20 protein-coding genes are annotated in these 23,997 nt (G+C 58.9%); 10 read left to right on the top strand and 10 right to left on the bottom strand.

Features of this window, described 5'->3' with window-relative positions; genetic code table 11:
* Positions 1-79: 79 nt before the first annotated feature.
* The 3 genes from cadA to lysS all read left to right on the top strand — a co-directional run bounded on the left by cadA (position 80) and on the right by lysS (position 5,535).
* Positions 80-2,227: a lysine decarboxylase CadA gene (cadA, locus tag RTE01_RS07265; RefSeq protein ID WP_041144422.1), complete on the top strand. Its 2,148-nt coding sequence runs from the start codon at positions 80-82 to the stop codon at positions 2,225-2,227.
* 59 nt (positions 2,228-2,286) lie between these two features.
* The gene (gene dtpD, locus RTE01_RS07260; protein WP_134525366.1) at positions 2,287-3,759 is read left to right on the top strand and encodes a dipeptide permease DtpD; all 1,473 of its coding nucleotides are present in this window, start codon (positions 2,287-2,289) and stop codon (positions 3,757-3,759) included.
* A 258-nt stretch (positions 3,760-4,017) separates the two neighbouring features.
* On the top strand, positions 4,018-5,535 hold the full coding sequence (gene lysS, locus RTE01_RS07255) for a lysine--tRNA ligase (protein WP_041144424.1): 1,518 nt from the start codon (positions 4,018-4,020) through the stop codon (positions 5,533-5,535).
* Between the two features lie 66 nt (positions 5,536-5,601).
* Here the strand turns inward: lysS and RTE01_RS07250 are convergent, their stop codons facing one another.
* The 6 genes from RTE01_RS07250 to RTE01_RS07225 all read right to left on the bottom strand — a co-directional run bounded on the left by RTE01_RS07250 (position 5,602) and on the right by RTE01_RS07225 (position 12,508).
* Positions 5,602-6,990 (bottom strand): amidohydrolase family protein, encoded by a 1,389-nt coding sequence (locus RTE01_RS07250; RefSeq protein ID WP_141334882.1) that lies wholly within the window; start codon positions 6,988-6,990, stop codon positions 5,602-5,604.
* Between the two features lie 24 nt (positions 6,991-7,014).
* Entirely contained in the window at positions 7,015-7,965 is a 951-nt protein-coding gene (locus RTE01_RS07245) for a carbamate kinase family protein (protein WP_134525367.1), read from the bottom strand.
* Between the two features lie 79 nt (positions 7,966-8,044).
* Positions 8,045-9,463: a YlbE family protein gene (locus tag RTE01_RS07240; RefSeq protein WP_134525368.1), complete on the bottom strand. Its 1,419-nt coding sequence runs from the start codon at positions 9,461-9,463 to the stop codon at positions 8,045-8,047.
* Entirely contained in the window at positions 9,463-11,010 is a 1,548-nt protein-coding gene (gene fdrA, locus RTE01_RS07235) for an acyl-CoA synthetase FdrA (protein ID WP_134525369.1), read from the bottom strand. Before fdrA ends, RTE01_RS07240 begins: the two co-directional genes overlap by 1 nt.
* The gene (locus RTE01_RS07230) at positions 10,988-11,863 is read right to left on the bottom strand and encodes an oxamate carbamoyltransferase subunit AllH family protein (RefSeq protein ID WP_115193405.1); all 876 of its coding nucleotides are present in this window, start codon (positions 11,861-11,863) and stop codon (positions 10,988-10,990) included. Before RTE01_RS07230 ends, fdrA begins: the two co-directional genes overlap by 23 nt.
* Positions 11,864-11,902: 39 nt before the next feature.
* The gene (locus RTE01_RS07225) at positions 11,903-12,508 is read right to left on the bottom strand and encodes an ankyrin repeat domain-containing protein (protein WP_041144430.1); all 606 of its coding nucleotides are present in this window, start codon (positions 12,506-12,508) and stop codon (positions 11,903-11,905) included.
* A 264-nt stretch (positions 12,509-12,772) separates the two neighbouring features.
* Here RTE01_RS07225 and RTE01_RS07220 point away from each other — a divergent pair, with 264 nt between their 5' ends.
* The 7 genes from RTE01_RS07220 to RTE01_RS07190 all read left to right on the top strand — a co-directional run bounded on the left by RTE01_RS07220 (position 12,773) and on the right by RTE01_RS07190 (position 19,053).
* Positions 12,773-13,267 carry a DUF1097 domain-containing protein gene (locus tag RTE01_RS07220; RefSeq protein WP_041144431.1) on the top strand — a complete coding sequence of 165 codons (495 nt, stop codon included), beginning with the start codon at positions 12,773-12,775 and terminating at the stop codon, positions 13,265-13,267.
* 158 nt (positions 13,268-13,425) lie between these two features.
* Positions 13,426-14,358, top strand: coding sequence for a LysR substrate-binding domain-containing protein (locus RTE01_RS07215; RefSeq protein ID WP_041144432.1), 933 nt, complete (start codon positions 13,426-13,428; stop codon positions 14,356-14,358).
* A gap of 134 nt (positions 14,359-14,492) precedes the next feature.
* Positions 14,493-14,837 carry a DNA breaking-rejoining protein gene (locus RTE01_RS07210; protein ID WP_228283751.1) on the top strand — a complete coding sequence of 115 codons (345 nt, stop codon included), beginning with the start codon at positions 14,493-14,495 and terminating at the stop codon, positions 14,835-14,837.
* A gap of 64 nt (positions 14,838-14,901) precedes the next feature.
* On the top strand, positions 14,902-15,117 hold the full coding sequence (locus tag RTE01_RS07205; protein ID WP_134525371.1) for a hypothetical protein: 216 nt from the start codon (positions 14,902-14,904) through the stop codon (positions 15,115-15,117).
* A 452-nt stretch (positions 15,118-15,569) separates the two neighbouring features.
* Positions 15,570-16,493 carry a sugar ABC transporter substrate-binding protein gene (locus tag RTE01_RS07200; RefSeq protein WP_041147543.1) on the top strand — a complete coding sequence of 308 codons (924 nt, stop codon included), beginning with the start codon at positions 15,570-15,572 and terminating at the stop codon, positions 16,491-16,493.
* Positions 16,494-16,526: 33 nt separating this feature from the next.
* On the top strand, positions 16,527-18,011 hold the full coding sequence (locus RTE01_RS07195; RefSeq protein WP_115193403.1) for a sugar ABC transporter ATP-binding protein: 1,485 nt from the start codon (positions 16,527-16,529) through the stop codon (positions 18,009-18,011).
* Between the two features lie 19 nt (positions 18,012-18,030).
* Complete coding sequence (locus RTE01_RS07190) at positions 18,031-19,053, top strand: ABC transporter permease (RefSeq protein ID WP_172620482.1); 1,023 nt, start codon at positions 18,031-18,033, stop codon at positions 19,051-19,053.
* A 44-nt stretch (positions 19,054-19,097) separates the two neighbouring features.
* Here the strand turns inward: RTE01_RS07190 and RTE01_RS07185 are convergent, their stop codons facing one another.
* From RTE01_RS07185 to RTE01_RS07170, 4 genes are all read right to left on the bottom strand, one after another.
* A complete protein-coding gene (locus RTE01_RS07185; protein WP_115193402.1) occupies positions 19,098-20,795 on the bottom strand; it encodes a GGDEF domain-containing protein in 1,698 nt (565 codons plus the stop codon).
* 318 nt (positions 20,796-21,113) lie between these two features.
* Positions 21,114-22,343: a Zn-dependent hydrolase gene (locus RTE01_RS07180; protein WP_134525372.1), complete on the bottom strand. Its 1,230-nt coding sequence runs from the start codon at positions 22,341-22,343 to the stop codon at positions 21,114-21,116.
* Positions 22,340-22,822 carry an L-2-amino-thiazoline-4-carboxylic acid hydrolase gene (locus tag RTE01_RS07175; protein WP_041144439.1) on the bottom strand — a complete coding sequence of 161 codons (483 nt, stop codon included), beginning with the start codon at positions 22,820-22,822 and terminating at the stop codon, positions 22,340-22,342. Before RTE01_RS07175 ends, RTE01_RS07180 begins: the two co-directional genes overlap by 4 nt.
* A gap of 17 nt (positions 22,823-22,839) precedes the next feature.
* Positions 22,840-23,997, bottom strand: a complete 1,158-nt coding sequence (locus RTE01_RS07170; protein ID WP_134525373.1) for a branched-chain amino acid ABC transporter substrate-binding protein — start codon at positions 23,995-23,997, stop codon at positions 22,840-22,842.

Genomic DNA, 23,997 nt, shown 5'->3' with positions numbered 1-23,997 from the left:
GTAACCCCTTTTCCTGGAGCTCCTTCCTGCACCTGTCACTACGTGGCGGGAGGGGCTTTCTCTATCTGGAGATTTGACTATGAACGTTATCGCAATCATGAATCACATGGGCGTCTACTTTAAAGAAGAGCCTATCCGTGAACTGCATCGTGCCCTTGAACGCCTGGACTTCCGTATTGTCTATCCGAACGACCGCGAAGATTTACTGAAACTTATCGAAAATAACTCCCGCCTGTGCGGCGTTATCTTTGACTGGGATAAATACAATCTTGAGCTGTGCGAAGAGATCAGCAAGCTGAACGAATATATGCCGCTGTACGCTTTCGCCAACACCTACTCCACGCTGGACGTCAGTCTCAACGATCTGCGGATGCAGGTTCGCTTCTTCGAATATGCGCTGGGCGCGGCTGACGACATCGCCGATAAAATCAAACAGAACACCGATGAGTATATCGATACGATTCTGCCGCCGCTGACCAAGGCGCTGTTCAAATACGTGCGTGAAGGCAAATACACCTTCTGTACCCCAGGCCACATGGGCGGTACCGCCTTCCAGAAAAGCCCGGTAGGCAGCATCTTCTACGATTTCTTTGGCCCGAACACCATGAAGTCGGATATCTCGATTTCGGTTTCTGAGCTGGGCTCCCTGCTGGATCACAGCGGCCCGCACAAAGAAGCGGAAGAGTATATCGCCCGCGTCTTTAACGCTGAACGCAGCTACATGGTGACCAACGGCACCTCTACCGCCAACAAAATCGTCGGTATGTACTCGGCCCCGGCCGGCAGCACCGTGCTGATTGACCGTAACTGCCACAAATCGCTGACCCATCTGATGATGATGAGCGACATTACGCCAATCTACTTCCGCCCGACCCGTAACGCCTACGGTATCCTCGGCGGCATCCCGCAGAGCGAATTCCAGCACGCGACCATCGCGAAGCGCGTTAAAGAGACCCCGAACGCGACCTGGCCGGTGCACGCGGTTATCACCAACTCCACCTACGATGGCCTGCTGTACAACACCGATTTCATCAAGAAAACCCTCGATGTTAAATCCATCCACTTTGACTCAGCGTGGGTGCCTTACACCAACTTCTCGCCAATCTATGCCGGTAAATGCGGGATGAGCGGCGGCCGCGTGGAAGGGAAAATCATTTACGAAACCCAGTCCACCCACAAGCTGCTGGCGGCGTTCTCCCAGGCTTCAATGATCCACGTGAAAGGTGACATCAACGAAGAAACCTTTAACGAAGCCTACATGATGCACACCACCACCTCTCCGCACTACGGGATCGTGGCCTCCACCGAAACCGCCGCGGCGATGATGAAAGGCAACGCCGGTAAGCGTCTGATCGACGGCTCTATTGAACGTTCAATCAAGTTCCGTAAAGAGATCAAGCGTCTGAAAGGCGAGTCTGAAGGCTGGTTCTTCGACGTATGGCAGCCGGAGCATATCGACGGTGCAGAATGCTGGCCGTTGCGTTCCGACAGCGCATGGCACGGTTTCAAAAACATCGATAACGAGCACATGTACCTCGACCCGATTAAGGTCACTCTGCTGACTCCGGGGATGAAAAAAGACGGCACCATGGATGAGTTCGGTATTCCGGCCAGCATCGTGGCGAAATACCTCGACGAACACGGCATCGTGGTCGAGAAAACCGGCCCGTACAACCTGCTGTTCCTGTTCAGCATTGGTATCGACAAAACCAAGGCCCTGAGCCTGCTGCGCGCGCTAACCGACTTCAAACGCGCGTTCGACCTCAACCTGCGTGTGAAAAACATGCTGCCGTCTCTGTACCGCGAAGATCCTGAATTCTATGAAAACATGCGCGTTCAGGAGCTGGCACAGAACATTCACAAACTGGTCGAGCATCACAACCTGCCGGACCTGATGTTCCGCGCGTTTGAAGTGCTGCCAAAAATGATGGTGACGCCGTACGCCGCGTTCCAGAAAGAGCTGCACGGTCAGACCGAAGAGGTCTATCTCGAAGAGATGGTTGGTCGCGTCAATGCCAACATGATCCTGCCGTATCCTCCGGGAGTTCCGCTGGTCATGCCGGGTGAGATGATCACCGAAGAGAGCCGTCCGGTGCTGGAGTTCCTGCAGATGCTGTGCGAAATCGGCGCCCACTACCCGGGCTTCGAAACCGATATCCACGGCGCATATCGTCAGGCGGATGGTCGCTACACCGTTAAGGTGCTGAAAGACGAAAACACCAAGTAACTGAAGCACCAAAGGGAAGTGGCCTGCCACTTCCCTTTTTCACGCTGCAAGGAGACCTCATGAAAACACCCTCACAGCCGCGCGCGATCTATTACATCGTAGCGATTCAAATCTGGGAATACTTCAGCTTTTACGGCATGCGTGCCCTACTTATCCTCTACCTCACCCATCAGCTTGGCTTTGATGACAGCCACGCGATCAGCCTGTTTAGCGCCTACGCCTCTCTGGTTTACGTTACCCCTATTCTCGGCGGCTGGCTTGCCGACCGCCTGCTCGGCAACCGCACGGCGGTCATTGCCGGCGCGCTGCTGATGACGCTCGGCCACGTGGTGCTCGGCGTCGAATCCGATGCAACCTGGAGCCTGTACCTCGCGCTGGCGATCATCATCTGCGGCTACGGTCTGTTCAAATCCAACATCAGCTGCCTGCTCGGCGAGCTCTACGCCGTTGACGACCCTCGTCGCGACGGCGGTTTTTCGCTGCTCTACGCGGCGGGGAACGTCGGCTCAATCGCCGCGCCGATTGCCTGCGGGCTGACCGCCCAGTGGTACGGCTGGCACATCGGCTTTGCGCTGGCGGGGATCGGCATGTTTATCGGTCTGCTGATTTTCTTAAGCGGCAGCCGCTATTTCCGCCACACCCGCGGCGTCGACAAGCAGGCGCTGCGGGCGGTGACGTTTGTGCTGCCGACCTGGGGCTGGCTGGTGGTGATGCTGTGCGTGGCGCCGGTGTTCTTTACGCTGCTGCTGCAAAATAACTGGTCCGGCTATCTGCTGGCGATCGTCTGCGTGTTTGCCGCCCAGATGGTCGCGCGGATCATGATCGCCTCCCCGCAGCACCGCCGGGCGCTGTGGCAAATCGTTCTGCTGATGCTGACCGGGACGCTGTTCTGGGTTCTGGCGCAGCAGGGCGGCAGCTCGATTAGCCTGTTTATCGACCACTTCGTTAATCGTCGCCTGCTGAATATTGAAGTGCCGACGGCGCTGTTCCAGTCGGTCAACGCGGTGGCGGTGATGGCGGCGGGGGTGGCGCTGGCGTGGCTGATGCGCCCGGAAGGCGCCACCCGCTCCGCGCTGCGGGTATGGCTGAAATTCGCCTTTGGCCTGGTGCTGATGGGCTGCGGATTTATGCTGCTGGCGCTTAACGCCCGCCACGCAACCGTCGACGGCCAGGCCTCAATGGGGCTGATGGTCGGCGGCCTGGCGCTGATGGGGTTTGCCGAGCTGTTTATCGACCCGGTGGCGATGGCGCAGATCACCCGCCTCAACATGCCCGGCGTGACCGGGGTGCTGACCGGTATTTACATGCTCGCTACCGGCGCGGTCGCCAACTGGCTGGCGGGGATGGTGGCGCAGCAGACCACCGAATCGCAAATCAGCGAAACGGCCATTGCCGCTTATCAGCACTTTTTCTCCCAGATGGGCGCATGGACGCTCGGCTGCGTGGCGGCGATCGTGCTGATGGCGTTTGCCGCAACCTGCAGCCTTAGCAAACGTCGCGCCGCCGGCGAAATTCCCGGCGGCGGCGCGTAAGGCCTGAGGCTATCTCAGGTGCGGGAGCGGCATACGCTCCTTGCACCGTTCAATAATCAGGAGGAGGATATTCTGGCTGGCGCGGAAGCCTAAGATAAAAAATCGTTAGTGAAGCGATGGCTGAGTGAGATCAGCCGGAAGTGAAGCCAGGTTCGTTAAGATTGTTCTCCGGCGATAGCGCCCGAGACGGGCCGCGCTGGATGGTGACCTGGTTCAATTATCGAAGCAAGTTTGAAAGCAGGGTTATGAGGAACCAACATGTCTGAACAACAAGCACAAAGTGCCGATGAGGCAATTGACCTTAATAATGAACTGAAAAGCCGTCGTGAAAAGCTGGCTGCGCTGCGCGAGCAGGGTATCCCGTTCCCGAACGATTTTCGCCGTGACCATACCTCTGACCAGCTGCACGCTGAATTTGACGGCAAGGACAACGAAGCGCTCACCTCCTTGAACGTTGAAGTCTCCGTGGCTGGCCGCATGATGACCCGTCGTATCATGGGTAAAGCCTCCTTCGTGACCTTGCAGGACGTTGGCGGCCGTATCCAGCTGTACGTGGCGCGTGACGATCTGCCGGAAGGCGTCTACAACGAGCAGTTTAAAAAGTGGGACCTCGGCGACATCATCGCCGCCCGCGGTAAGCTGTTCAAGACCCAAACCGGCGAGCTGTCGATCCACTGCAGCGAGCTGCGTCTGCTGACCAAAGCCCTGCGCCCGCTGCCGGATAAGTTCCACGGCCTGCAGGATCAGGAGGCGCGCTATCGCCAGCGCTATCTGGATCTGATTTCCAATGACGCCTCGCGCCACACCTTTAAAGTACGCTCGCAGATCCTCGCGACGATGCGTCAGTTCATGGTGGCTCGCGGCTTTATGGAAGTCGAAACCCCGATGATGCAGGTGATCCCGGGCGGCGCGTCAGCCCGTCCGTTTATCACCCACCACAACGCGCTGGACATGGACATGTACCTGCGCATTGCGCCGGAACTGTACCTTAAACGCCTGGTCGTTGGCGGCTTCGAGCGCGTCTTTGAGATCAACCGTAACTTCCGTAACGAAGGCATCTCCGTGCGCCATAACCCCGAGTTCACCATGATGGAACTCTATATGGCGTACGCGGATTACAAAGATCTGATCGAACTCACCGAGTCGCTGTTCCGCACCCTGGCGCAGACCGTGCTGGGTAAAACCGAAGTGCCTTACGGCGACCAGGTTTTCGACTTCGGCAAGCCGTTTGAAAAGCTGACCATGCGCGAGGCTATCAAGAAATATCGTCCGCAAACTGAGATGGCGGATCTCGATAGCTTCGACGCGGCGAAAGCGATTGCCGAATCTATCGGCATCAACGTTGAGAAGAGCTGGGGCCTGGGCCGCATCGTCACCGAAATCTTTGACGAAGTGGCGGAAGCGCACCTGATTCAGCCGACCTTCATCACCGAGTACCCGGCAGAAGTGTCGCCTCTGGCGCGGCGTAACGACGCCAATCCGGAGATCACCGACCGCTTTGAGTTCTTTATCGGCGGACGTGAAATCGGCAACGGCTTCAGCGAGCTCAACGACGCCGAAGACCAGGCGCAGCGCTTCCTCGACCAGGTGAACGCCAAGGCCGCCGGCGACGACGAAGCGATGTTCTACGACGAAGACTACGTGACCGCGCTGGAGTATGGCCTGCCGCCGACCGCCGGTCTGGGCATTGGTATCGACCGAATGGTGATGCTGTTTACCAACAGCCACACCATCCGCGACGTGATCCTGTTCCCGGCGATGCGTCCGCAGAAATAAGCGACCGTAAAAAGCAAAGCCCCGAGGCGCGTCGGCGTCCCGGGGCTTTTTTATGTCCGCCTGCCGTCAGGCGCGGCCGACGCTGCCCCAGACCATTCGGCCCCGGTGGAAGGTTGCGGCGCGCGGCGAAATACGCGCCACCGCTTCGGCGGAGCAGGAGGCGTCAACCAGCACGAAGCTGGCGTCGTCCTGGACTTTGGGCCACACGCGCTCGCCCTTATCGTTCAGCGGCAGCACGTCGCCGGTGGCAATCGCCAGCGAACGGGAGAGCGTCTGCTCATTCGGGCGAATGTAGAGCTGGGCGTAGAGGTTGGCCTTCTCCAGCATGTCGCCGAGGCCGTACGGCGACCAGTGATCGATAACGCTGTCGGTACCGGTCATCACAAACACGCCTTTCTCACGCAGCTGGCTCAGCGGCATATGCAGGGTACCGATCGGCACGGTTGAGGCGATGGTTATCTGCGTGGCCGCCATGCGCTCGGCAATCGCCGCGACCTGCCGTTCGTTGAGGGTCGCCAGGGCAAAGGCGTGGCTGATGGTCAGCTTGCCCTTCAGCTGCGGGGTTTTCTCCACGGTTTCTACCATGTAGTTTATCGCCGCCACGCCCGCCGGGCTGGTTTCGTGCAGATGTATATCGACCCCTTTGTCATAGTCCAGCGCTATCTGGAACATCGTATCGAGCGACTTCTCCATTGCGCCGTCGACGTTGGTCGGGTCCAGGCCGCCGACATAGTGCGCCCCGGCCTGCATCGCTTCGCGTACCAGCGACTCGGAGTGCGACAGCAGCAGGCCGTGCTGCGGGAAGGCGACGATTTCACATTCGAATCCCGGACTGCGCCGTGCCAGCACCGCCTGCAGATTTTCGAGGTTTTTGAGCCCCGAGGTCGGTTCGATATTGCAGTGGCTGCGGGCCACGGTGGAGCCTTTGGACTGGATAAGATCGATCAGCTTCTCTGCGTGCTGCTGGGTATAGGGCTGCAGCTCCGGCAGGAGCTTCTGCTCAAGCTTAATCATATCCTGAATTGTGGTGCCCGCCGGGCGGTTCAGGGAGCGCCACGGGCCGCCGTAAAAGGTTTTATCGAGGTGAATATGCATGTCGCGCATCGCCGGGAGCATCAGCATGCCCGCCGCGTCGTAGCGGGGGAGGGTGGCATCGGGATGGCTTTTATTGCTCCGCAGGGCCGCTATTTTCCCGTCGCGAATCTCCAGGGTCTGCAGCTCGGTGCGGGTATGGACTACCGCCCCGTTCTCATACTCGAAGCCGCTCTCCAGCAGCACGTTGTCGAGGTAGTAGTGTTTATCGCCGAGGCTCGTGGTCCCCTGGGGATCGCTGCAGGCGGCCGGGCTGCCGCCGTCCGCGTAGGCCGAGGGGGCCGCTGCGCCGAGCAGGGCCGCGGCGGCGGCTATTTTTCCACTGCGGGTGAGAAACTCCCGGCGGCTATTGTCGTTATTCATCTTTCTTCCTTAAGCTATGCGCCGTTAGTTATGCACAATATGGGTGCCCGTTTCCCCGCGCAGCGCGGCGGGCAGGCGTTCGGGGGTGGTAATAATGACCCGGCTGCCGCCGTGGGCTAAGAAGGCCAGGCTGGCGACGATTTTCGGCAGCATGCTGCCCGCCGGAAAGTGGCCCTCCTGCAGATAGCGGGTCATCTCGCCGACCGTCACCGTTCCCAGCGCCTGCTGGTTGGCTTTGCCAAAATGAATGCACACCTTTTCGACGCCGGTGGTAATAACCAGCACGTCGGCGTGAATTTCCCGCGCCAGCAGCGCGGTAGAGAGGTCTTTATCGATGACCGCATCCACGCTCTGATAATCGCCGCCTTCGCCGCGCACGACCGGAATACCGCCGCCGCCGGCGCCGATGACCAGGAAGCCCTGGCGGGCGAGGGTTTTAATCGCCTCGGCCTCGACGATGCGCTTTGGCTCCGGCGAGGCCACCACCCGGCGATAGCCGCGCCCGGCATCTTCGACGAAGCGCCAGTCGGGATGCGCCAGCTGCAGTTCGTCGCGCTGGGATGCGCTAAAAAATGCGCCAATCGGCTTGGTGGGATGGGCAAAACCGGGATCGTTTTTGTCCACCTCAACCTGGGTGACGACGGTGACCGCCTTCTGCTCGCCGCGATGGGCCAGACGATTATTGAGCGCCTGCTGGATCAGATAGCCGATGCCGCCCTGGGTATCGGCAACGCAGTTGGCCAGCGGAGTGAGCGGCAGGCCTTCGCGCTCGTGGGCGATTTCGGCGCGACGGAGATCCAGCCCAACCTGCGGCCCGTTGCCGTGGGTGAGCACGATGTTATAGTCCGATGCCAGCATCTCCAGTACCGTATCCGCCACGGCTCTCACGGCTTCGGCCTGATGCTCAACCGACTGGCTGGCGTTATCTTTGATGATGCTGTTGCCGCCAATGGCAACGACCACGAGTTCTTTCATTGTCCGGGTTCCGCTACAGAGGGTAAGAGTTTTGGTTGTTCGCCGTTGCCCGGGAGCGGCGCCCCCGGGGAACCCTTTGCTACGCGAGGTAACGCTCGCTCCAGCGCAAAATGGCCTTTTCAAAGCAGGCGAACGGCGGGTGGACAATGCCGGCGCCGATCATGCCGATCCCGGCATCCTTATGGGCGATGGCGGTATTGATCACCGGCAGAATGCCGCTGCTGCCGACGCGGGTAATATCGATGGCGGTCGGGACGCCCATAAAGCCGAGCAGCGGAATGGTGACGTTGGGGTTTTCGCCGAGGGTGATTTCGCGCATCTGGCGCGAAAAGTCGATAGCCTCCTCAACCGTGCCGCCCACCAGCGCGACGATAGCCGGCGCCGTCGCCATCGCAAAGCCGCCGATGCCGTAGGTTTCGGTAATCGCGCTATCGCCGATATCCAGCCCGGAGTCTTCCGGTTTATAGCCGGCAAACATCGGACCGATAACCTGCTGGGCCGGGCCGGTAAACCACTCTCCCGGCAGGCCGCTGACCCGCAGACCGAACTCGACGCCGTTGCGCGCCATGGTGGTGACCACGGTGCTGTACTCAATGCCGTGGGCCGCGTCCATCGCCGCTTTGCACATCGCCATCCACGTCGGGCCGGAGAAGTAGTCGCTGCTGGCGACAAACTCGAAGACCTGGCGCTGCTGCTCAACGGAGTAGCCGGCCTGAATAATGCCCGGCGTCAGCGCCTGAATCAGCAGAGTGGTGCCCGCATTGTTGCGGTTGTGGCACTCGTCGCCCATATGCAGGGCCTGGGCCAGCATCAGGCGCAGGTCGATTTCGCCGACGATCTTCATCGCCTCCCGCAGCATCGGCCCCTGCACGTCGCGCATCCAGTTAAGGCGATCGATAACGCTCTGGTCGTTGGCCCCCATGCGCAGGATCTTCGCCATCTGCTCGCTCATGTTGGTAAACGCGACGTTGCCGTAGGTTTTATTCTCGACAATATGCATGAACATTGAGGCCGAGGTGACCCCCGCCATTGAGCCGACGCAGTCGTGCTCGTGGCACGGTGAGAAGATGATCTCCCCGGAGGCCGCCAGCTCTGCGGCCTCATTCAAATCCTGCGCCAGGCCTTCGAACACCAGCGCCCCGGTCACCGCGCCCTTCATCGCGCCGCACATCTGCTCCCATTTGACCGGCGGCCCGGCGTGGAGGATGGTTTTGGCGGTCATGCCGGGAACTACGTTAATGGCCTGATCGAAGCCGGTCAGCACCGGGTGCGACTGAATAATGCGCTCCAGCGCCTGCCGGTTGGCGGCGGCGATTTTGTCGGCCAGCGCGGAGTCGGCGATGGCGTCCAGCGCCTGCACGACCTGCATATTGCCCTGACCCGGTGGCGTCCAGTCGAGCTGGGTAACGGCGACGTGCTGCTTTTTCAGATCCTCGCTGAACAGGGCGATCCCAACGTTAATCACGTTCAGCGGCTGGTTGAATAGTGGCTGGCTCATCAGGCTTTCTCTCCTTTGCAGATAAATTCACGCGCCAGCAGGCCGGTATGGCTGCTGCTGCTGGCCAGAATGACGCCCGCATCGCTAAGCCGGCGGCGCTGTTGTTCCAGGGAAGGGGTATCGAGGTCGGTGCCGAGCACGTAGCCGAGGATCGCCAGCGGGCGCCCGTCGGCGGCGGCAATGGCCTGCGCCTGCTTGATCGCCTCCAGCATCGCGCCGGCGGGATCTTCGTGGGAGCCGAAGCCCAGCACGAAATCCATAACGATAACGGCGACCTGCGGATCGCGCGCCTCCTGCAATAGCCGCTGGATGCGGCTGGTCGGGTCGATCATCGGGTGCGGTCTGCCGTTGGTGAAGTCGTCATCGCCGAAGTCGAGGAAGGTATGCCCGACGCTGCGGTTGATATCCGTCAGGCGCAGGGCCGGGTCGGGGTGAATATTGCTGTAGACCTCGGCCTCGTGTTCCAGCAGCGCAAACATCGTCTCATCGCACAGGGTGCCGCCGCAGAACAGGCCACGAATATACTTCTGCTGCGGGGTCAGGCGTGCGCGAACGTCGGCAATCAGCGCCCGATCCGCCGCCAGGCGATCGCTGCCCGCCGGCGTAATGCCGCAGAGCGCGACCGCTTTCAGCGCCGCGTCGTAGGTGCCGCGGGCAAACTGCAGGCCGCTCTCATCCGCAGGCGCTTCGGCGCGACCGAGGAAGCAGGCCACCACCGGCTTGCGGCAGGCGCGGGCGCGTTCAATGACTCTACGCGCCACCGCCGGAGCCGGGGGTTTTGAGATCAGGACGATGATCTCGGTCTGCGGATCGTCTTCCAGCATCCCGATGGCGTCCAGCATCATCAGGCCGCCGATTTTTTCGCTCAGATCGCGCCCGCCGGTGCCGATAAGCTGCGACACGCCGCCGCCGAAATCGTGGATCCTAACGCTCAGCTCCTGGCTGCCGGTGCCGGAGGCGCCGACAATCCCGATATTGCCGCGGCGCACCGCGTTGCCAAAGCACAGGGCGGTGCCGTTAATGATGGCGGTGCCGCAGTCCGGCCCCATCATCAGCAGGCCTTTTTCATGGGCCAGCTGCTTCAGCGCCAGCTCCTCTTCCGGCGTGACGTTATCGGAAAACAGCATGACGTTAAGATCGTTTTGCAGCGCCTGGCGGGCCTCCCGGGCGGCGAACAGGCCGTTGACCGAAATCACCGCCAGATTGCTCTCGGGGAGATGCTTTTTGGCGCTGGCAAGCGTCGCGTAGCGGGCTTCATGCTGGCCGCTCTGCGCCTTGTTGTGGAACAGCTCTTCGATGGCCGCCAGGGTTTGTTCGTTGTCAGCGCCGTCGCGACCGTTAATGACGATCATCAGATCGCCGTTTTTCGCCCCGGCCAGCTCCGGCGTCAGCAGCCCGAGATTTTTCAGCACCCCTTTGTTCATCTCCGTGGCCATCGCCACAAACGCCTGCTCGACGCCGTCGAGCTGATTGGCCCGGGTCGAAATCGACATCAGCGAAACGGAATCAAAATAGGTATTCGGCTTAACGATTATTTTGACTGACATAATTTCCTCCATACGTTTGGCTCAGGGCGCAGGCGTCCGCCATGCCGTACAGCATGTCGCAGCCGGAGCTTGAGCCAATATTTTTAATATCGGCAATAGCCTCGATAGAAAAGGACGCTGGTTCATTCAGTAAATAATGAATAAATCGCGCAATACTTTCACGGTAACGCTGGTTTAATGCGGCTTCTAAGGTTATGGCGCTGAGCGGGGTGGTATTATTCCCGGCACGCTGCAGGGCCAATAAAAAATCATTCCGGTATTTTTCGCCCGGATGTCCGGGGAGCAATAAAATAACGCTGAGGCCAACCAGATAATCATCCGCCGACGGCGTCAGGCCAATACCCAGCCCCAGCATAGAGGACACCGCTGGCGTAATTTCATCTCCCTGCTGCAGGGCCGCTAATAAAGCGCGGCGGCGTTGCTGTAATTGCCGGCTAATTTCCTGATGAAAAGGATTATTGCCGCGATAGAGAAATAAGGTTTCATCGTCGTGCAGCTGCTGGCGGAGCGTTTGGCTCCAGCGCCGCCACGGAATATGCCGCAGGCGCTCGTCGCTCAGCGTGGGTTTGGTCATTTGCCAGCGCCGGCATTGCGAGGTCTCTATCCATCCGCTCTCGCCAAACGCGATGCCTGAATCAAGAAAGCGAACCGGCTGGCCGGGCCGGAACAGGTTGTCAAAGTGTGTGAGTGCCAACCTACAGCTGTTGGGCGCGTTGTCGTAATCTGCGCAAAGCAGCGTTAGCATCCGCTGCGGACCCGGAACAAACAGGTTTACCGCCCGGGAAAAGCGCTGTTCAACCCGCCCGCTGCCGCGCTGCGCGAGAAACCTTTCGTCCGCAGTTAGCGCTTGCACACACCGCCGTTTGGAGGTGTCGATAGCGGTTCTCCTCGGCTAGGCGCCCGCAGCAGTCAGCAGGCGGGCTATTGCGCTAAAGCCCTTTTCCCGCGCCAGCTCCAGCGGAGTCCTGCCGTATTTATCGGTCATATGCGGGCTGGCGCCGTGCTCCAGCAGCAGCGCAACGATCGCCTGCTGCGTGCTGCCGCCGTCGTTGAGTACGATGGCTTCCAGCAGCGGCGTCCAGCCGACAAAGTTGGTGTGATTAACGTTAATCCCGGTCTGCGTCAGCAGCTCTTTGACGATCGCCAGATGGCCTTTTTCACAGGCTGGCGTCAGGCCGACGCCGCCAAAACGCGTTAGGCAGTTGAGGTCCGGATCGGCGGGAAGAATTAAGCGCAGCAGCGTTAAATCATTATTCAGGCAGCTTATCAGGAAGGGGTTTAAGCAGGTCTGGTCCTGTTTATTAATATCGATCCCCGCAGCAATAAGCTGCGCCACGCAGTCATAGTGCTGATGTAAGCTGGCGAGGACGATGGCGGTCTGGCCGTGGCGGTTAGCGCTATTAATATTAACGCCCTTGAGCAGGCACTGTTTTAACTGTGCGAGGTTTCCTTGCTCCGCCGCTAACAGGTATTCAGTGATGAGATTTTCCCTGGACATAAACCGGCTCCGGATAATTTGCGCTGACGATTTTGGTTGATGGGCTGAGGATAGCAATGAAAAAATGATAAAAGAACCCGCTTAAAATTTATTCGCCGGAAAGCGGCTGATTGTTGAATATTATTTAATAATAGATGCAGGCTGTGCGGTGGTGCACCCTTTGCTGGTTTCTTCGTATTCCCCTTAATGCAATCGGGTTTTATTTATATATAGTTGCCGAAGGTAATAACGACGCCTGGAAACAATTATCCGGAGGAGGACAAGATGAACGGACTCACGGCTACGGGGATTACTGTCGGAATTAGCGCTGGCGTCTGGCAGCTTATCTCCTCACACGTTGGGCTTGAGCACGGCTGGGAATTATTAGGCACGATTGGCTTTGTGGCCTTCTGCAGTTTTTATGCCGCGGGCGGGGGTAAGGCGGGGTTCGTCAGGAGCCTGTTTGTTAACTACTCCGGGGCGGTATGGGCGTTTCTTGCGGCACTGGCCTCGGGCTGGCTCGCCGCGCTGAGCGGCATATCGGGCTTCTGGGCCAGCGTCATCGTCACGGTGCCGTTTTCGGCAGCGATCGTCTGGCAGGGGCGGTTTTCTCTGACCTCGTTTATCCCCGGCGGCTTCCTCGGCATGACGCTGTTCTTCGCCTCCGGGCTCAACTGGCCGGTGACGCTGCTGGGCTTTTTTGCCGGCAACTGCGTCGGCCTCATTTCCGAATATAGCGGCCGTCGGCTGAGCGAAGCGACGTCGAAGCCCGAAGCCTGAAGCGCCGCTGCGGCCTGAGAAAACCCGCGTTCTTTCAGGCCGATTGTGAGCGTGGTGTTAAAAGTTATTCAAAAATGGTTGCCCAATCATCCAGCAGGCAAATACATTCAGCATGAGGATCTAACGGATGGCCGGTTGACGAGAGCAGGAGCGGGCAAATGAACTCAATTTTTACCGAAGAGAATCTGCAGGCATTCACCACGGCGGCGCGCTTTGGCAGTTTTAGCAAGGCGGCGGATGAGCTGGGGCTCACAACCTCCGCCATCAGCTACACCATTAAGCGCATGGAGACCGGGCTGGACGTGGTGCTGTTTACCCGCAATACCCGCAGCATTGAGCTCACCGAATCCGGCTACTACCTTTTCCGCAAAGCCACCGACCTGCTGAACGATTTCCACGCCATCAAGCGCAGCATCGATACTATCGCCCAGGGCATCGAGGCGCGGGTGCGCATCTGCATCAATCAGCTGCTCTATACCCCGCGGCACACCGCGCGCCTGCTGCAGGTGCTTAAAAAACAGTTCCCCACCTGTCAGATAACCGTCACCACCCAGGTCTATAACGGCGTTTGGGACGCCATTATTAATAACCAGGCCAATATTGCCATCGGCGCGCCGGATACGCTGCTCGACGGCGGCGGTATTGATTACACCGAAATCGGCGCCATTCGCTGGGTGTTCGCTATTGCGCCGGATCACCCGCTGGCGTTTATGCCGGAACCGATCTCCGAAAGCCAGCTGCGCCTCTATCCGAATATCATGGTGGAAGACACCGCGAATACGATTAATAAAAAAGTCGGCTGGCTGCTGCACGGCCAGGAGGCGATCCTGGTGCCGGATTTTAATACCAAGTGCCAGTGCCAGATCCTCGGAGAGGGAATTGGCTTTCTGCCGGATTATATGGTCAATGAAGCGATGGACGAGCGGCTGCTGGTGACGCGTCAGATCCACAACCCGCGCCAGGACTCGGGAATGCTGCTCGCCACCCAGCACGCGGCGACCGGGCAGGTGACCCAGTGGATTAAAAAGGAGTTTCGTCCGGGCGGCGTGTTGACCGCTATTTATCAGGATTTGCTCCATCGCGGGAAATAATGGCAGCAGGCCCGGCCGCTTTATGTGATATAACAGCGCGTATAAAAACATAAGGTGTTAATTAAATGCAAAAATTTAAGTTAATTGTTGGTGGCCTGATCTGCGCTGGTTGTTTATTAACGCCGGTAGTATCGATGGCAAGTTATAAAATAAATACCCAGCCGATTCATTTCGATAAAGGCACCAGCGGTACCACTATTCATAATGCGGTGAGCGGAGCCGATGTAAAAGACTATACGCTGGTGGCTAAGGCAGGCCAGACGATGCGCGTCAATATGAAACGCGGCGCCCACCATCCCTATTTCAATGTCATTAACCCCGCCAATGAAACGGTTTTTAATGGCGCCATGCGCGACGGCGATTTTGAGCAGCGCCTGGCGACCAGCGGCAAATATACCGTTCGCGTATACCAGATGGGCGGCGCGCGCGATGAGGGAAAAACCAGCCCCTATGAGCTGACGTTTAAAATTATCCACTAGCCAGCCCTAGCCCCAGTCCTGGTCCCAGCCCCAGCCCCAGCACCAGCCTCAACACCAACCGCCTGTGGGCGGTTATTTCATCGCCACCCGGCTGGCCTTCGCGCGGCTGTGTCGCGTATCCACGACGATCTGCACCTCAACGCCGCGATCCTCGGCGGCAGCCAGCGCGGGCAATATCCGCAGCCTGAAAAGCGTAGGCGATCGTGCGGATCGAGGCGTGGGCCTGATGCATGGTTTGCAGTACCAGCCGGCGGCGACGCTCTCCCGCGTCTGTCTATGATAAAGCTTGTCCATTCATGAATGATTCCCCAATCAAATCATCTCCTGCTGAATGCCAGTCCCGCGCCCTCGGCTCGTGAGCAAACTGCTGGTTGCCTCTCATTTTTCGCTCGTTTATGCAGCAATGTTAGATATCTGTCAAAGTTCTGTTACTACGTAGTTTTAAAATTTTCATTTCAGTTATTTAATTATAAAAGTTTCAAATAAGTTGTTAATGAAACAAAACGACTGAAATCGAGTGCTCAGAACCAGTGATGATTAATGAACTACTGTTTTAATAATTCATTATAAATCAACCGATTTTAGCGGTTTGTGGCAAAAGATAAGCCGACGGCGCTGGCGGAGACGCGTTCTCTGGCCGAAGGACAGGCAGGTGTTTGACCCGTTTTTAATGAAACGAATCTTTCATTTATCTCAATGAACTGGCGTATCAACGACGCTCAAGGATCAACTGTGAATATCAAGAAAACGATTGTTGCCTCTTTGTTAGCCTGTATGTTGCCTGCGGTTGTTATGGCAAAAGATATTTCCGTCGGCGTTTCGATGGCGCTTTTTGATGATAACTTTCTGACCATCCTGCGTAATGCCATGCAAAAAGAGATGCAAAAAGATGGCGTTAAGTCGCAGGTAGAAGACGCCAAGGGCGACGTGGCGCAGCAGCTGCAGCAGGTACAGAACTTCATCGGTCAGGGCGTTGATGCCATCATCGTTGCCCCTGTCGACACCAACGCGGTGAAACCGATTATCGATCAGGCGACCAAAGCCGGTATCCCGCTGGTGTTCGTTAACCGTCGCCCGCAGCTGCCGCTGACGGACAAAATGGCCTACGTCGGTTCGGATTCGGTCCTCGCCGGGCGCCTGCAGATGGAAGCGCTGGCGAAGGCGATGAACGGTAAAGGAAACGTGGCTATCCTGCTGGGCGACCTGGCCAATGAATCGACCCGCGATCGGACGAAGGGCGTGGAAGAGGTGGTAGCGAAATACCCGAATATTAAAATCGTGCAGAAGCAGACCGCCAAATTTATGCGTAACGACGCGGTCGACGTGGTGAGCAACTGGATGACCAGCGGAGAAGATATCCAGGCCATTGCCTCAAACAACGATGAAATGGCCATCGGCGCGCTGCAGGCGCTGGGCAGCAACCCGAACCACATTCTGATCGCCGGCGTTGACGGCACCCCCGACGCGCTGCAGATGCTCAAAAACGGCAAGATGATCGCCACGATTTTCCAGGACGCGAAGGGGCAGGGCGAGGGCGCGGTCAACGCCGCCATCAAGCTGGCTAACGGTGAGAAAGTCGAAAAGGTCATCGACGTTCCCTACCAGCTGATCACCAAAGAAAACATGTCTGATTTCGTCAGCCGCAACCAAAAATAACGATCCCAGGCCCAGCGGTACGGAGATTTTTCTATGAACGCTTTTGCCCTAGAAGCCGAAGGTATCAGCAAGTTCTTTCCCGGCGTGAAGGCGCTCGATAATGTCTCACTGCGCGTGCGCCCTGGAACGGTACACGCGCTGATGGGCGAAAACGGGGCCGGTAAATCCACGCTGATGAAATGCCTTATCGGGATTTACCGTCCCGATAAGGGCGCGATAAAAGTCAAAGGCCAGCCGGTTCAGTTTCAGGACACCATGGATGCGCTGCGGTCGGGGATCTCGATGATCCACCAGGAGCTTAATCTGGTGCCGCATATGACGGTGGCGGAAAATATCTGGCTCGGCCGCGAGCCGATGAAGTACGGCTTCGTCGATCATCGCCAGCTGATCCGCCAGACCCAGACGCTGCTGAATAAGCTCAATATTCGCCTCTCCGCCGATCGGCTGGTGGGCGATCTGAGCATCGCCGCCCAGCAGATGGTGGAAATTGCTAAAGCGGTCTCGTGGAACGCCGATATCGTGATTATGGATGAGCCGACCTCGGCGTTAACCGAAGGGGAGGTGGCGCACCTGTTTACGATTATTCGCGACCTCCGGGCGCAGGGCAAAGCCATCATCTATATCAGCCATAAGATGGATGAGATTTTTGCTATTACCGATGAAATCAGCGTCTTTCGTGACGGCAGCTGGGTCGCCAGCCAGCAGACGGCGGAATATACCCGCCAGTCGTTAATCACTCAGATGGTCGGGCGAGAATTAACCCAGCTGTTCCCAAAATTCAATAATACGATCGGCGAGGATGTCCTGAGCGTGCGCAATCTGTCGCGCAAGGGCTACTTTGATGACGTCACCTTCAGCGTGCGCCGCGGCGAAATCCTCGGCGTTGCCGGGCTGGTCGGGGCCGGGCGCAGCGAGGTGATGGAGTGCCTGTTCGGTATGGAGAGCTTTGACGAGGGCGAGGTGCTGATTGATGGCGTCCCGGTGAAGATAGATTCTCCTTCCGTCGCCATCGAAAAAGGGATGGCGCTGCTGACTGAGGATCGCAAAAAGTCCGGCCTGTTCCTCGTCCTGTCGGTGCTGGAGAATATGAGCATCGTGAATATGCCGGAATATGTCGGTAAAAGCGGGTTTGTTAAACATGTGAAAATGGCGGAAGACTGTATGGAGCAGATCCGCCGTCTGAATATTAAAACCCCGACGATGGATCAAATTATTAATAACCTCAGCGGCGGTAATCAGCAAAAAGTACTGATTGCCCGCTGGCTCTTAGCCCAGCCCAAAATATTAATTCTCGATGAGCCGACCCGCGGTATTGACGTGGGCGCGAAGGCTGAAATTTACCATCTGATTAGCGAACTGGCGAACCGTGGCGTCGCGGTAATTATGGTTTCCTCTGAACTACCGGAAATTCTCGGGATGAGTGACCGGGTGATGGTCATGCATGAAGGGCGTATTACCGGCATCCTTGAAAAAGATGAGGCCGATCAGGAAACCATTTTGTCGTTGGCATCCAATTGAGGCGTAGAGAATGAGCAATATGAAATTGACCGCAGCTCCCGTAAATGAGAAACCCTCTTTCTTGAGTCAGCTACGGCATAAAATGCCGAAAGATACCGGGATATTTATCGTCATGGTGGTGATTGCCCTGACGTTTGAAATTGCCGGCTGGTTCGTTCGCGACCAATCATTTTTAATGAATAGCAACCGCCTGGTGCTGATCGTTTTACAGGTGGCGATTATCGGTATTATCGCCGTGGGGGTGACTCAGGTGATTATTACCACCGGGATTGACCTCTCCTCCGGCTCGGTTATCGCGCTTGCGGCGGTGGTGGCGGCAAGCCTGGCGCAGACCTCGGACAGCCTCACGCCGATGTTTCCCTCGCTGGTCAACCTGCCGGCGGCGATCCCCATTTTTGCCGGGATCGGCGTCGGTCTGCTCTGTGGGTTAACCAACGGTTTTCTGGTGACCCGCACCGGGATCCCGCCGTTTATCGCGACCCTCGGGATGATGGTTTCCGCGCGCGGTCTCGCGCAGTATTACACCCAGGGAAACCCGATTAGCTTCCTGTCCGACAGCTTTACCGCCGTGGGTCAGGGGGCGATGCCGGTCATTATCTTCTTCGTCATCGCCGCGCTGTTCCATATCGCGCTCAAGCATACCCGCTACGGTAAATACGTCTACGCCATCGGCGGTAACATGACCTCGGCAAAAGTGTCCGGCATCAACGTCAACAAGTACCTGGTCATCGTTTACACCATTGCCGGCGCGCTCTCCGGTCTGGCCGGCGTGGTATTGGCCGCGCGCGTCAGCAGCGGCCAGTCGAGCATGGGGATGTCCTATGAGCTGGACGCCATCGCCGCGGCGGTGATCGGCGGCAGCAGCCTGATGGGCGGCGTTGGGCGGATTACCGGAACGCTGATTGGGGCGGTGATTCTGGGGCTGATTAAAAGCGGCTTCACCTTCGTCGGCGTCGATGCCTACGTGCAGGATATTATTAAGGGCATCATTATTGTTGCCGCGGTGACCATCGATATGCGCCGTAACCGTAAGAAGCACTAGCCCACCTCATCGGCAGCGCCCGAGCGCAGGCTTCCGGCCCGCGCTCAGGGCAGGCCGCAGATCCGGTCACGGCCGCTGTTTTTCGCCTTATACAGTTCGCTATCTGCCCGCGACAGCAGCTCCTCCAGCGGGCACTGCCAGCCCTGAGAAACCCCGAAGCTGGCGGTGACCTTAAAGGTCTCGCCGCCGCTGGTGTGGAAGGTCAGCTTGCGGATTTCATGCTGAATACGCGCGGCGTAGCTGGCAACGTCCTGCGCCGTCGGGGCCAGAAACAGCACCGCAAACTCCTCGCCGCCAAGACGACCCACGACGTCGCTCGGGCGGCTAAACTTGTTCAGCGTTTTTGCCAGCGCCACCAGCACTTCGTCGCCCATCGGGTGTCCCCAGCTATCGTTAATCGACTTGAAGCGGTCGACGTCCAGCATAATAAGCCAGGCGCTCAGGGCCTCACTCGACTGACGCAGCAGCGCCTCGCCCCGGCTATTGAACGCCCGGCGGTTAAACAGGTGAGTGAGCGGGTCCTCCTCCGACTGGCGCTGGTACTGGCGACTGATGCGCGCATCTTCGCGCAGCTTTTTCCCAAGGGTGCCGAGCGATGAGAACAGCTCCTGCACCTCTTCCGCGGTGTCGTCATCGATCTGGACGTGCGCCTGCTTGCCGGCGATCAGATCGGCGGCAATATTATTTAAGCGCAGAATAGGGCGCAAAACCCGCGAGCGAATATAGAAAATCATCGCGATCGTCAGGGCGTAGACCAGGGCCAGCACCAGCGAACGGATGAGCAAACTCTGCAGCGCCCGGCGCTCGCTGGCGGTGTAGTGCTTTTTGACGCCGGCCATGTAGGTATTCAGCAGATTATCAAAAGCGCCGAGGCTGGCGTGATAATCAATGGCGAAGCGCTCGGCGCTAATGCTGTAGGGCTGATTGCCGTCGCTCTCCTCTTTTAAGCGGTTAATTAAACCAATCCCCTGCGTTTCGAAGGCCTGGCGGGTATTCTCCAGCTGGCGCTGAAAGTGCGGGATATAGCTCGCCTCGTCGCCCTGGGTTTGCAGCAGCCACCAGGCGGTATTAATCCGCTCAATGCCGCGGGTGATCCCTTCGCGGTTCGCCTGGGGAATTTTTGTTTGGGTTGCCAGCGGGATCAGCAGCTGCGAGCCGAGCCTGCCGGTGGCGTCGCGCAGCTCGCCCAGCGCCTGGGCGCGCAGAATAGGCCCCAGCGCGCTGGGCTCCAGCAGTAAAAACTCGGCGGTGCGCTCAAACAGCGCCTGATGGTAAAAGTCGGTCGCCACCACCATATCGCGGATGGCGTGCTCTGCCGTCGCCGGATCGCCGAGCTCCCGGCTGCGGAAGGTATCGGCGAGGCGCCTGGCGTGGGCCAACTGATGCTGCATTTCCACCATCAGCTCGGGGGAGAGCAGGTGCCGCGGGATGCTTTGCATATCGCGATCGGTGACCCGGCGGTGGGCCTCCAGCGCCTGCCACTGCCGCTCTTTATCCGCCAGCGGGCTCAATACCAGCTCGTTAACGAAGGCGCGTTCGCCGGCTAAATCGTTGGAGACCTGCAGGACGCGGTAAAAAATATCGAACTGAATAACGTTGTTATGCGCGCTTTTCCACATCGACCATGAGCCGGAGAGCAGCCAGAATGAGAGAATGGTGGTTAAACAGATTGTCGCTAACGCAGACCCCCAGATATAGCGGAGTACGTTGGACGATGCGGCGGCTTTTTTTTTCGTTTTCACACGTACCCGGCGTCAGCAGTAAGAGGCGATCCCATCAGGCTATTTTCGCGGCGAGTATGACCCGGCAGCGTGCCCGGCACGTTGACCTTAAGCCCGCCAGACACCGCTTCTTTCCCTGCGTACATTGGCCATACTATAGGCGATCTTCCTGCTGATTTTAGCAGAGAATCCAAAAATAAACGTCTTTAACCGCCGGGTAAGGTGCTGTTTTAATTTATTTATGCTGGGGTTTTCCTCTCCGAGGTCGCGCCGTGCGGCCCCGGAGAGGGGAGCGTTTGTCGCCATGCACAATCTCTTCGCTATGACGACAGGCGGGGATCAGGAGGATTCGCACGCGGCGCTAAGCAGGCTGTTAAGCAGGACGTTGGCCCCTTTTTCGGCCCACAGAGGGAGAATGTTTTCGGCCTCATTGTGGCTAATTCCCTTCTCGCAGGGGATAAATATCATGCTGGCGGGGGCCACTTTGCTGATATAGCAGGTATCGTGTCCGGCGCCGGAAACCATCCGTTTCGCGCTGTAGCCGAGCGCCAGGGCGGCCCGCTCGCTGCGCGCCAGGCAGTCGGGGTCGAAGGCGATAGGCGCGTAGTCAAAAATACGCTCGACCTCTGCCGTGACGCCGCGCTGGCCCAGCGCCGCGGCGGCGCGGCGCAGCGCGAGCTCCATCGCTTCGAGGGCGTCGCTTTGCGGATGGCGAAACTCGACGCTGCACTCCACGCGGCCGGGCACCACGTTACGCGACCCGGGCGTTACCTGCAGCGTACCGACCGTCGCGCGGCCGTCGGGCTGGCGGTCGATGCCGATCTCTTCCACCGCCAGCGCCAGCTCGGCAAAAGCGGTCAGCGCATCGCGGCGGCTGTTCATCGGCGTGGTACCGGCGTGGGCGGCGAAGCCGGTCAGGGTGACGTTGAACCAGCGCTGGCCCATCGCCGCGTGCACCAGGCCGATATCAATCCCTTCGTCTTCCAGAATCGGCCCCTGTTCGATATGCACCTCGTAGCAGGCGTGCAGGGGAAACGCCGCCGTCGGGTGCTCGCCGCGATAGCCGATCGCCTCCAGCGCCTCGCCGACGCTGACGCCGCTGCGATCTTCCCGGGCAAGAGCCCACTCTTCGCTAAACTGCCCGGCCCACACGCCGGAGGCGAGCATCGCCGGGGCAAAGCGCGCGCCCTCTTCGTTGGTCCAGTTCACCAGCACGATATCGCGCTCGGTTTCGACGCCGCGCTCGTTAAGCACCCGCAGCGCCTCCAGCCCCGCCAGCACGCCGTAAATACCGTCATAGCGCCCGCCCAGCGGCTGGGAGTCAACGTGCGAACCGGTCAACACCGGCGCCAGCGCCGGGTTTTTCCCCGCCCGGCGGATAAACATATTGCCCATGCCGTCGACACGGTAGCCAAACCCCGCCGCCAGCGCCCAGTCGCGCAGCAGATCCCGGGCCCGGCGGTCCTCTTCGCTCAGCGTCAGCCGGGTGACGCCGCCGGCGGGCGTCGCGCCGATAGTCGCCATTTCGTTCAGCGTGGCCCACAGGCGCTCGCCGTTGACGGTTATCATGATGGGTCCTTTTTTACGCGGTAGCGGAAATCACAGCACGGCGCGCCCTGCATAATGGTCGTGGTGCGGGTCAGCTCAACCTCCGGGGCGTAGCCGACGATAAACTTGTCATCGCGGGCGCAGGAGAGCAGGTGACCAATCTCGCCGAGGCCCATCTGGTGATACATTTCGGCGTAGCGGCAGCGGTTAACGTTGTAGTTGTACTGCCGATCGTCGGCATCGAGCACGGTGACCTCCAGGGCATTGTCCTTTTCCCACAGATACTGCAGGGCGACAAAGCTCTGAATATCCGCGCCGTTGGGCTCCTGGTCGGCAAAGGCTTTCCCTGCCTCAATGGCGGCGTTCTCAATCGCCTCGCCGATGACCGCCTGGGCGCGCGCTTTGCCTATCTCGCGGACCAGGATGTCGTAAATCGGCTTAATTATCTCTGCTTCAATTTTGCGGCGGGCAAGAATGCCCAGCTCATTATTATCACTCATCACATTGCCTCACTGCGTTACTTCGTGGTGGCGCCGCCGAGCACGGTTTGCGGCTGCCATTTGCCGTCGACGACTTTGTAGACGGTAAAGGTTGGCGACTTCAGATTGCCTTCTTTATCAAAGGCAATTTGCCCGGTGACGCCGGAATAGCTGATGGCGCGCAGGACGGGCAGGTAGACCGCCGGATCGACGGAGTCGGCTTTTTCCATCGCCGCCGCCAGCACGCGGGTGGCGTCGTAGGCGAACGGCGCGTGCAGCTCGATATGGGTGTGATAGCGCGACTGATAGGCCTGCTCAAAGGCCTTGCCGCCCGGCATCTGCTCCACCGGCAGGCCCGGCTCCAGCGCTACCACGCCGTTGCCCTCTTTTTGCGCCAGCTGCAGGAAGGTTTGGCTGACGAAGCCGCCCGCGCCCATCAGGGTGGCACTCATCCCCAGCTGCTTGATGCGGCGCGCCAGCGGTGCGGCCTGGCTATCGACGCCGCCGAAGAAGATAAGATCGGCGTTTTTGCTGCGGATTGCCGTTAGCACGGCGCTGAAGTCCACCGTTTTGTCATCGACGTACTGACGATCGACGATATCGATCCCCTGGGCCTTCAGCGACTTAATAAACTCATCCGCCAGGCCCTGGCCGAAGGCGGTACGATCGTCGATCACCGCGATGCGTTTGGCCTTCAGGGTTTGCACCGCGTACTGGCCGGCAAACTGGCCGCCGTCATCGTCGTGGCCCATCACCCTAAAGCTGGTATCGAAGCCCTGTTTGGTATACGCATGACCGGTCGCCACCGGCGCAACCTGGGCGATCCCGGCGTCGTGATAGACCCGCGCCGCCGGAATGCTGGTGCCGGTATTCCAGTGGCCGACCACCCCCGCCACGCCGCTGTCCACCAGGCGCTGGGCAACGGCTACCGCGGTACGCGGGTCAGACTGGTCGTCCTCCGACTGCAGCTTAAAGGTCACCGCCTTGCCGCCGATCGTCGGGTGCTGCTTGTTGATATCGTCGATGGCCAGCTGAGCGCCGTTTTCCAGATCCTTGCCAATACGCGCGGAGGGGCCGGTCAGCGGGCCGGCAAGGCCGATAGTGACGGTTTCGCCGGCGGCGGACCATGCGGCGGAAGAGGCAAAACCGCTGAGCACAATAGCGGCGCTAAGCGCACTGATTTTTGCTGTTTTCAT

Origin of the sequence: Klebsiella terrigena (assembly GCF_006539725.1) — a bacterium.
GTDB lineage: Bacteria > Pseudomonadota > Gammaproteobacteria > Enterobacterales > Enterobacteriaceae > Klebsiella > Klebsiella terrigena.
The sequence above is the reverse complement of the archived record's forward strand: the minus strand, read 5'-3'. Positions and strand labels throughout refer to the sequence as shown.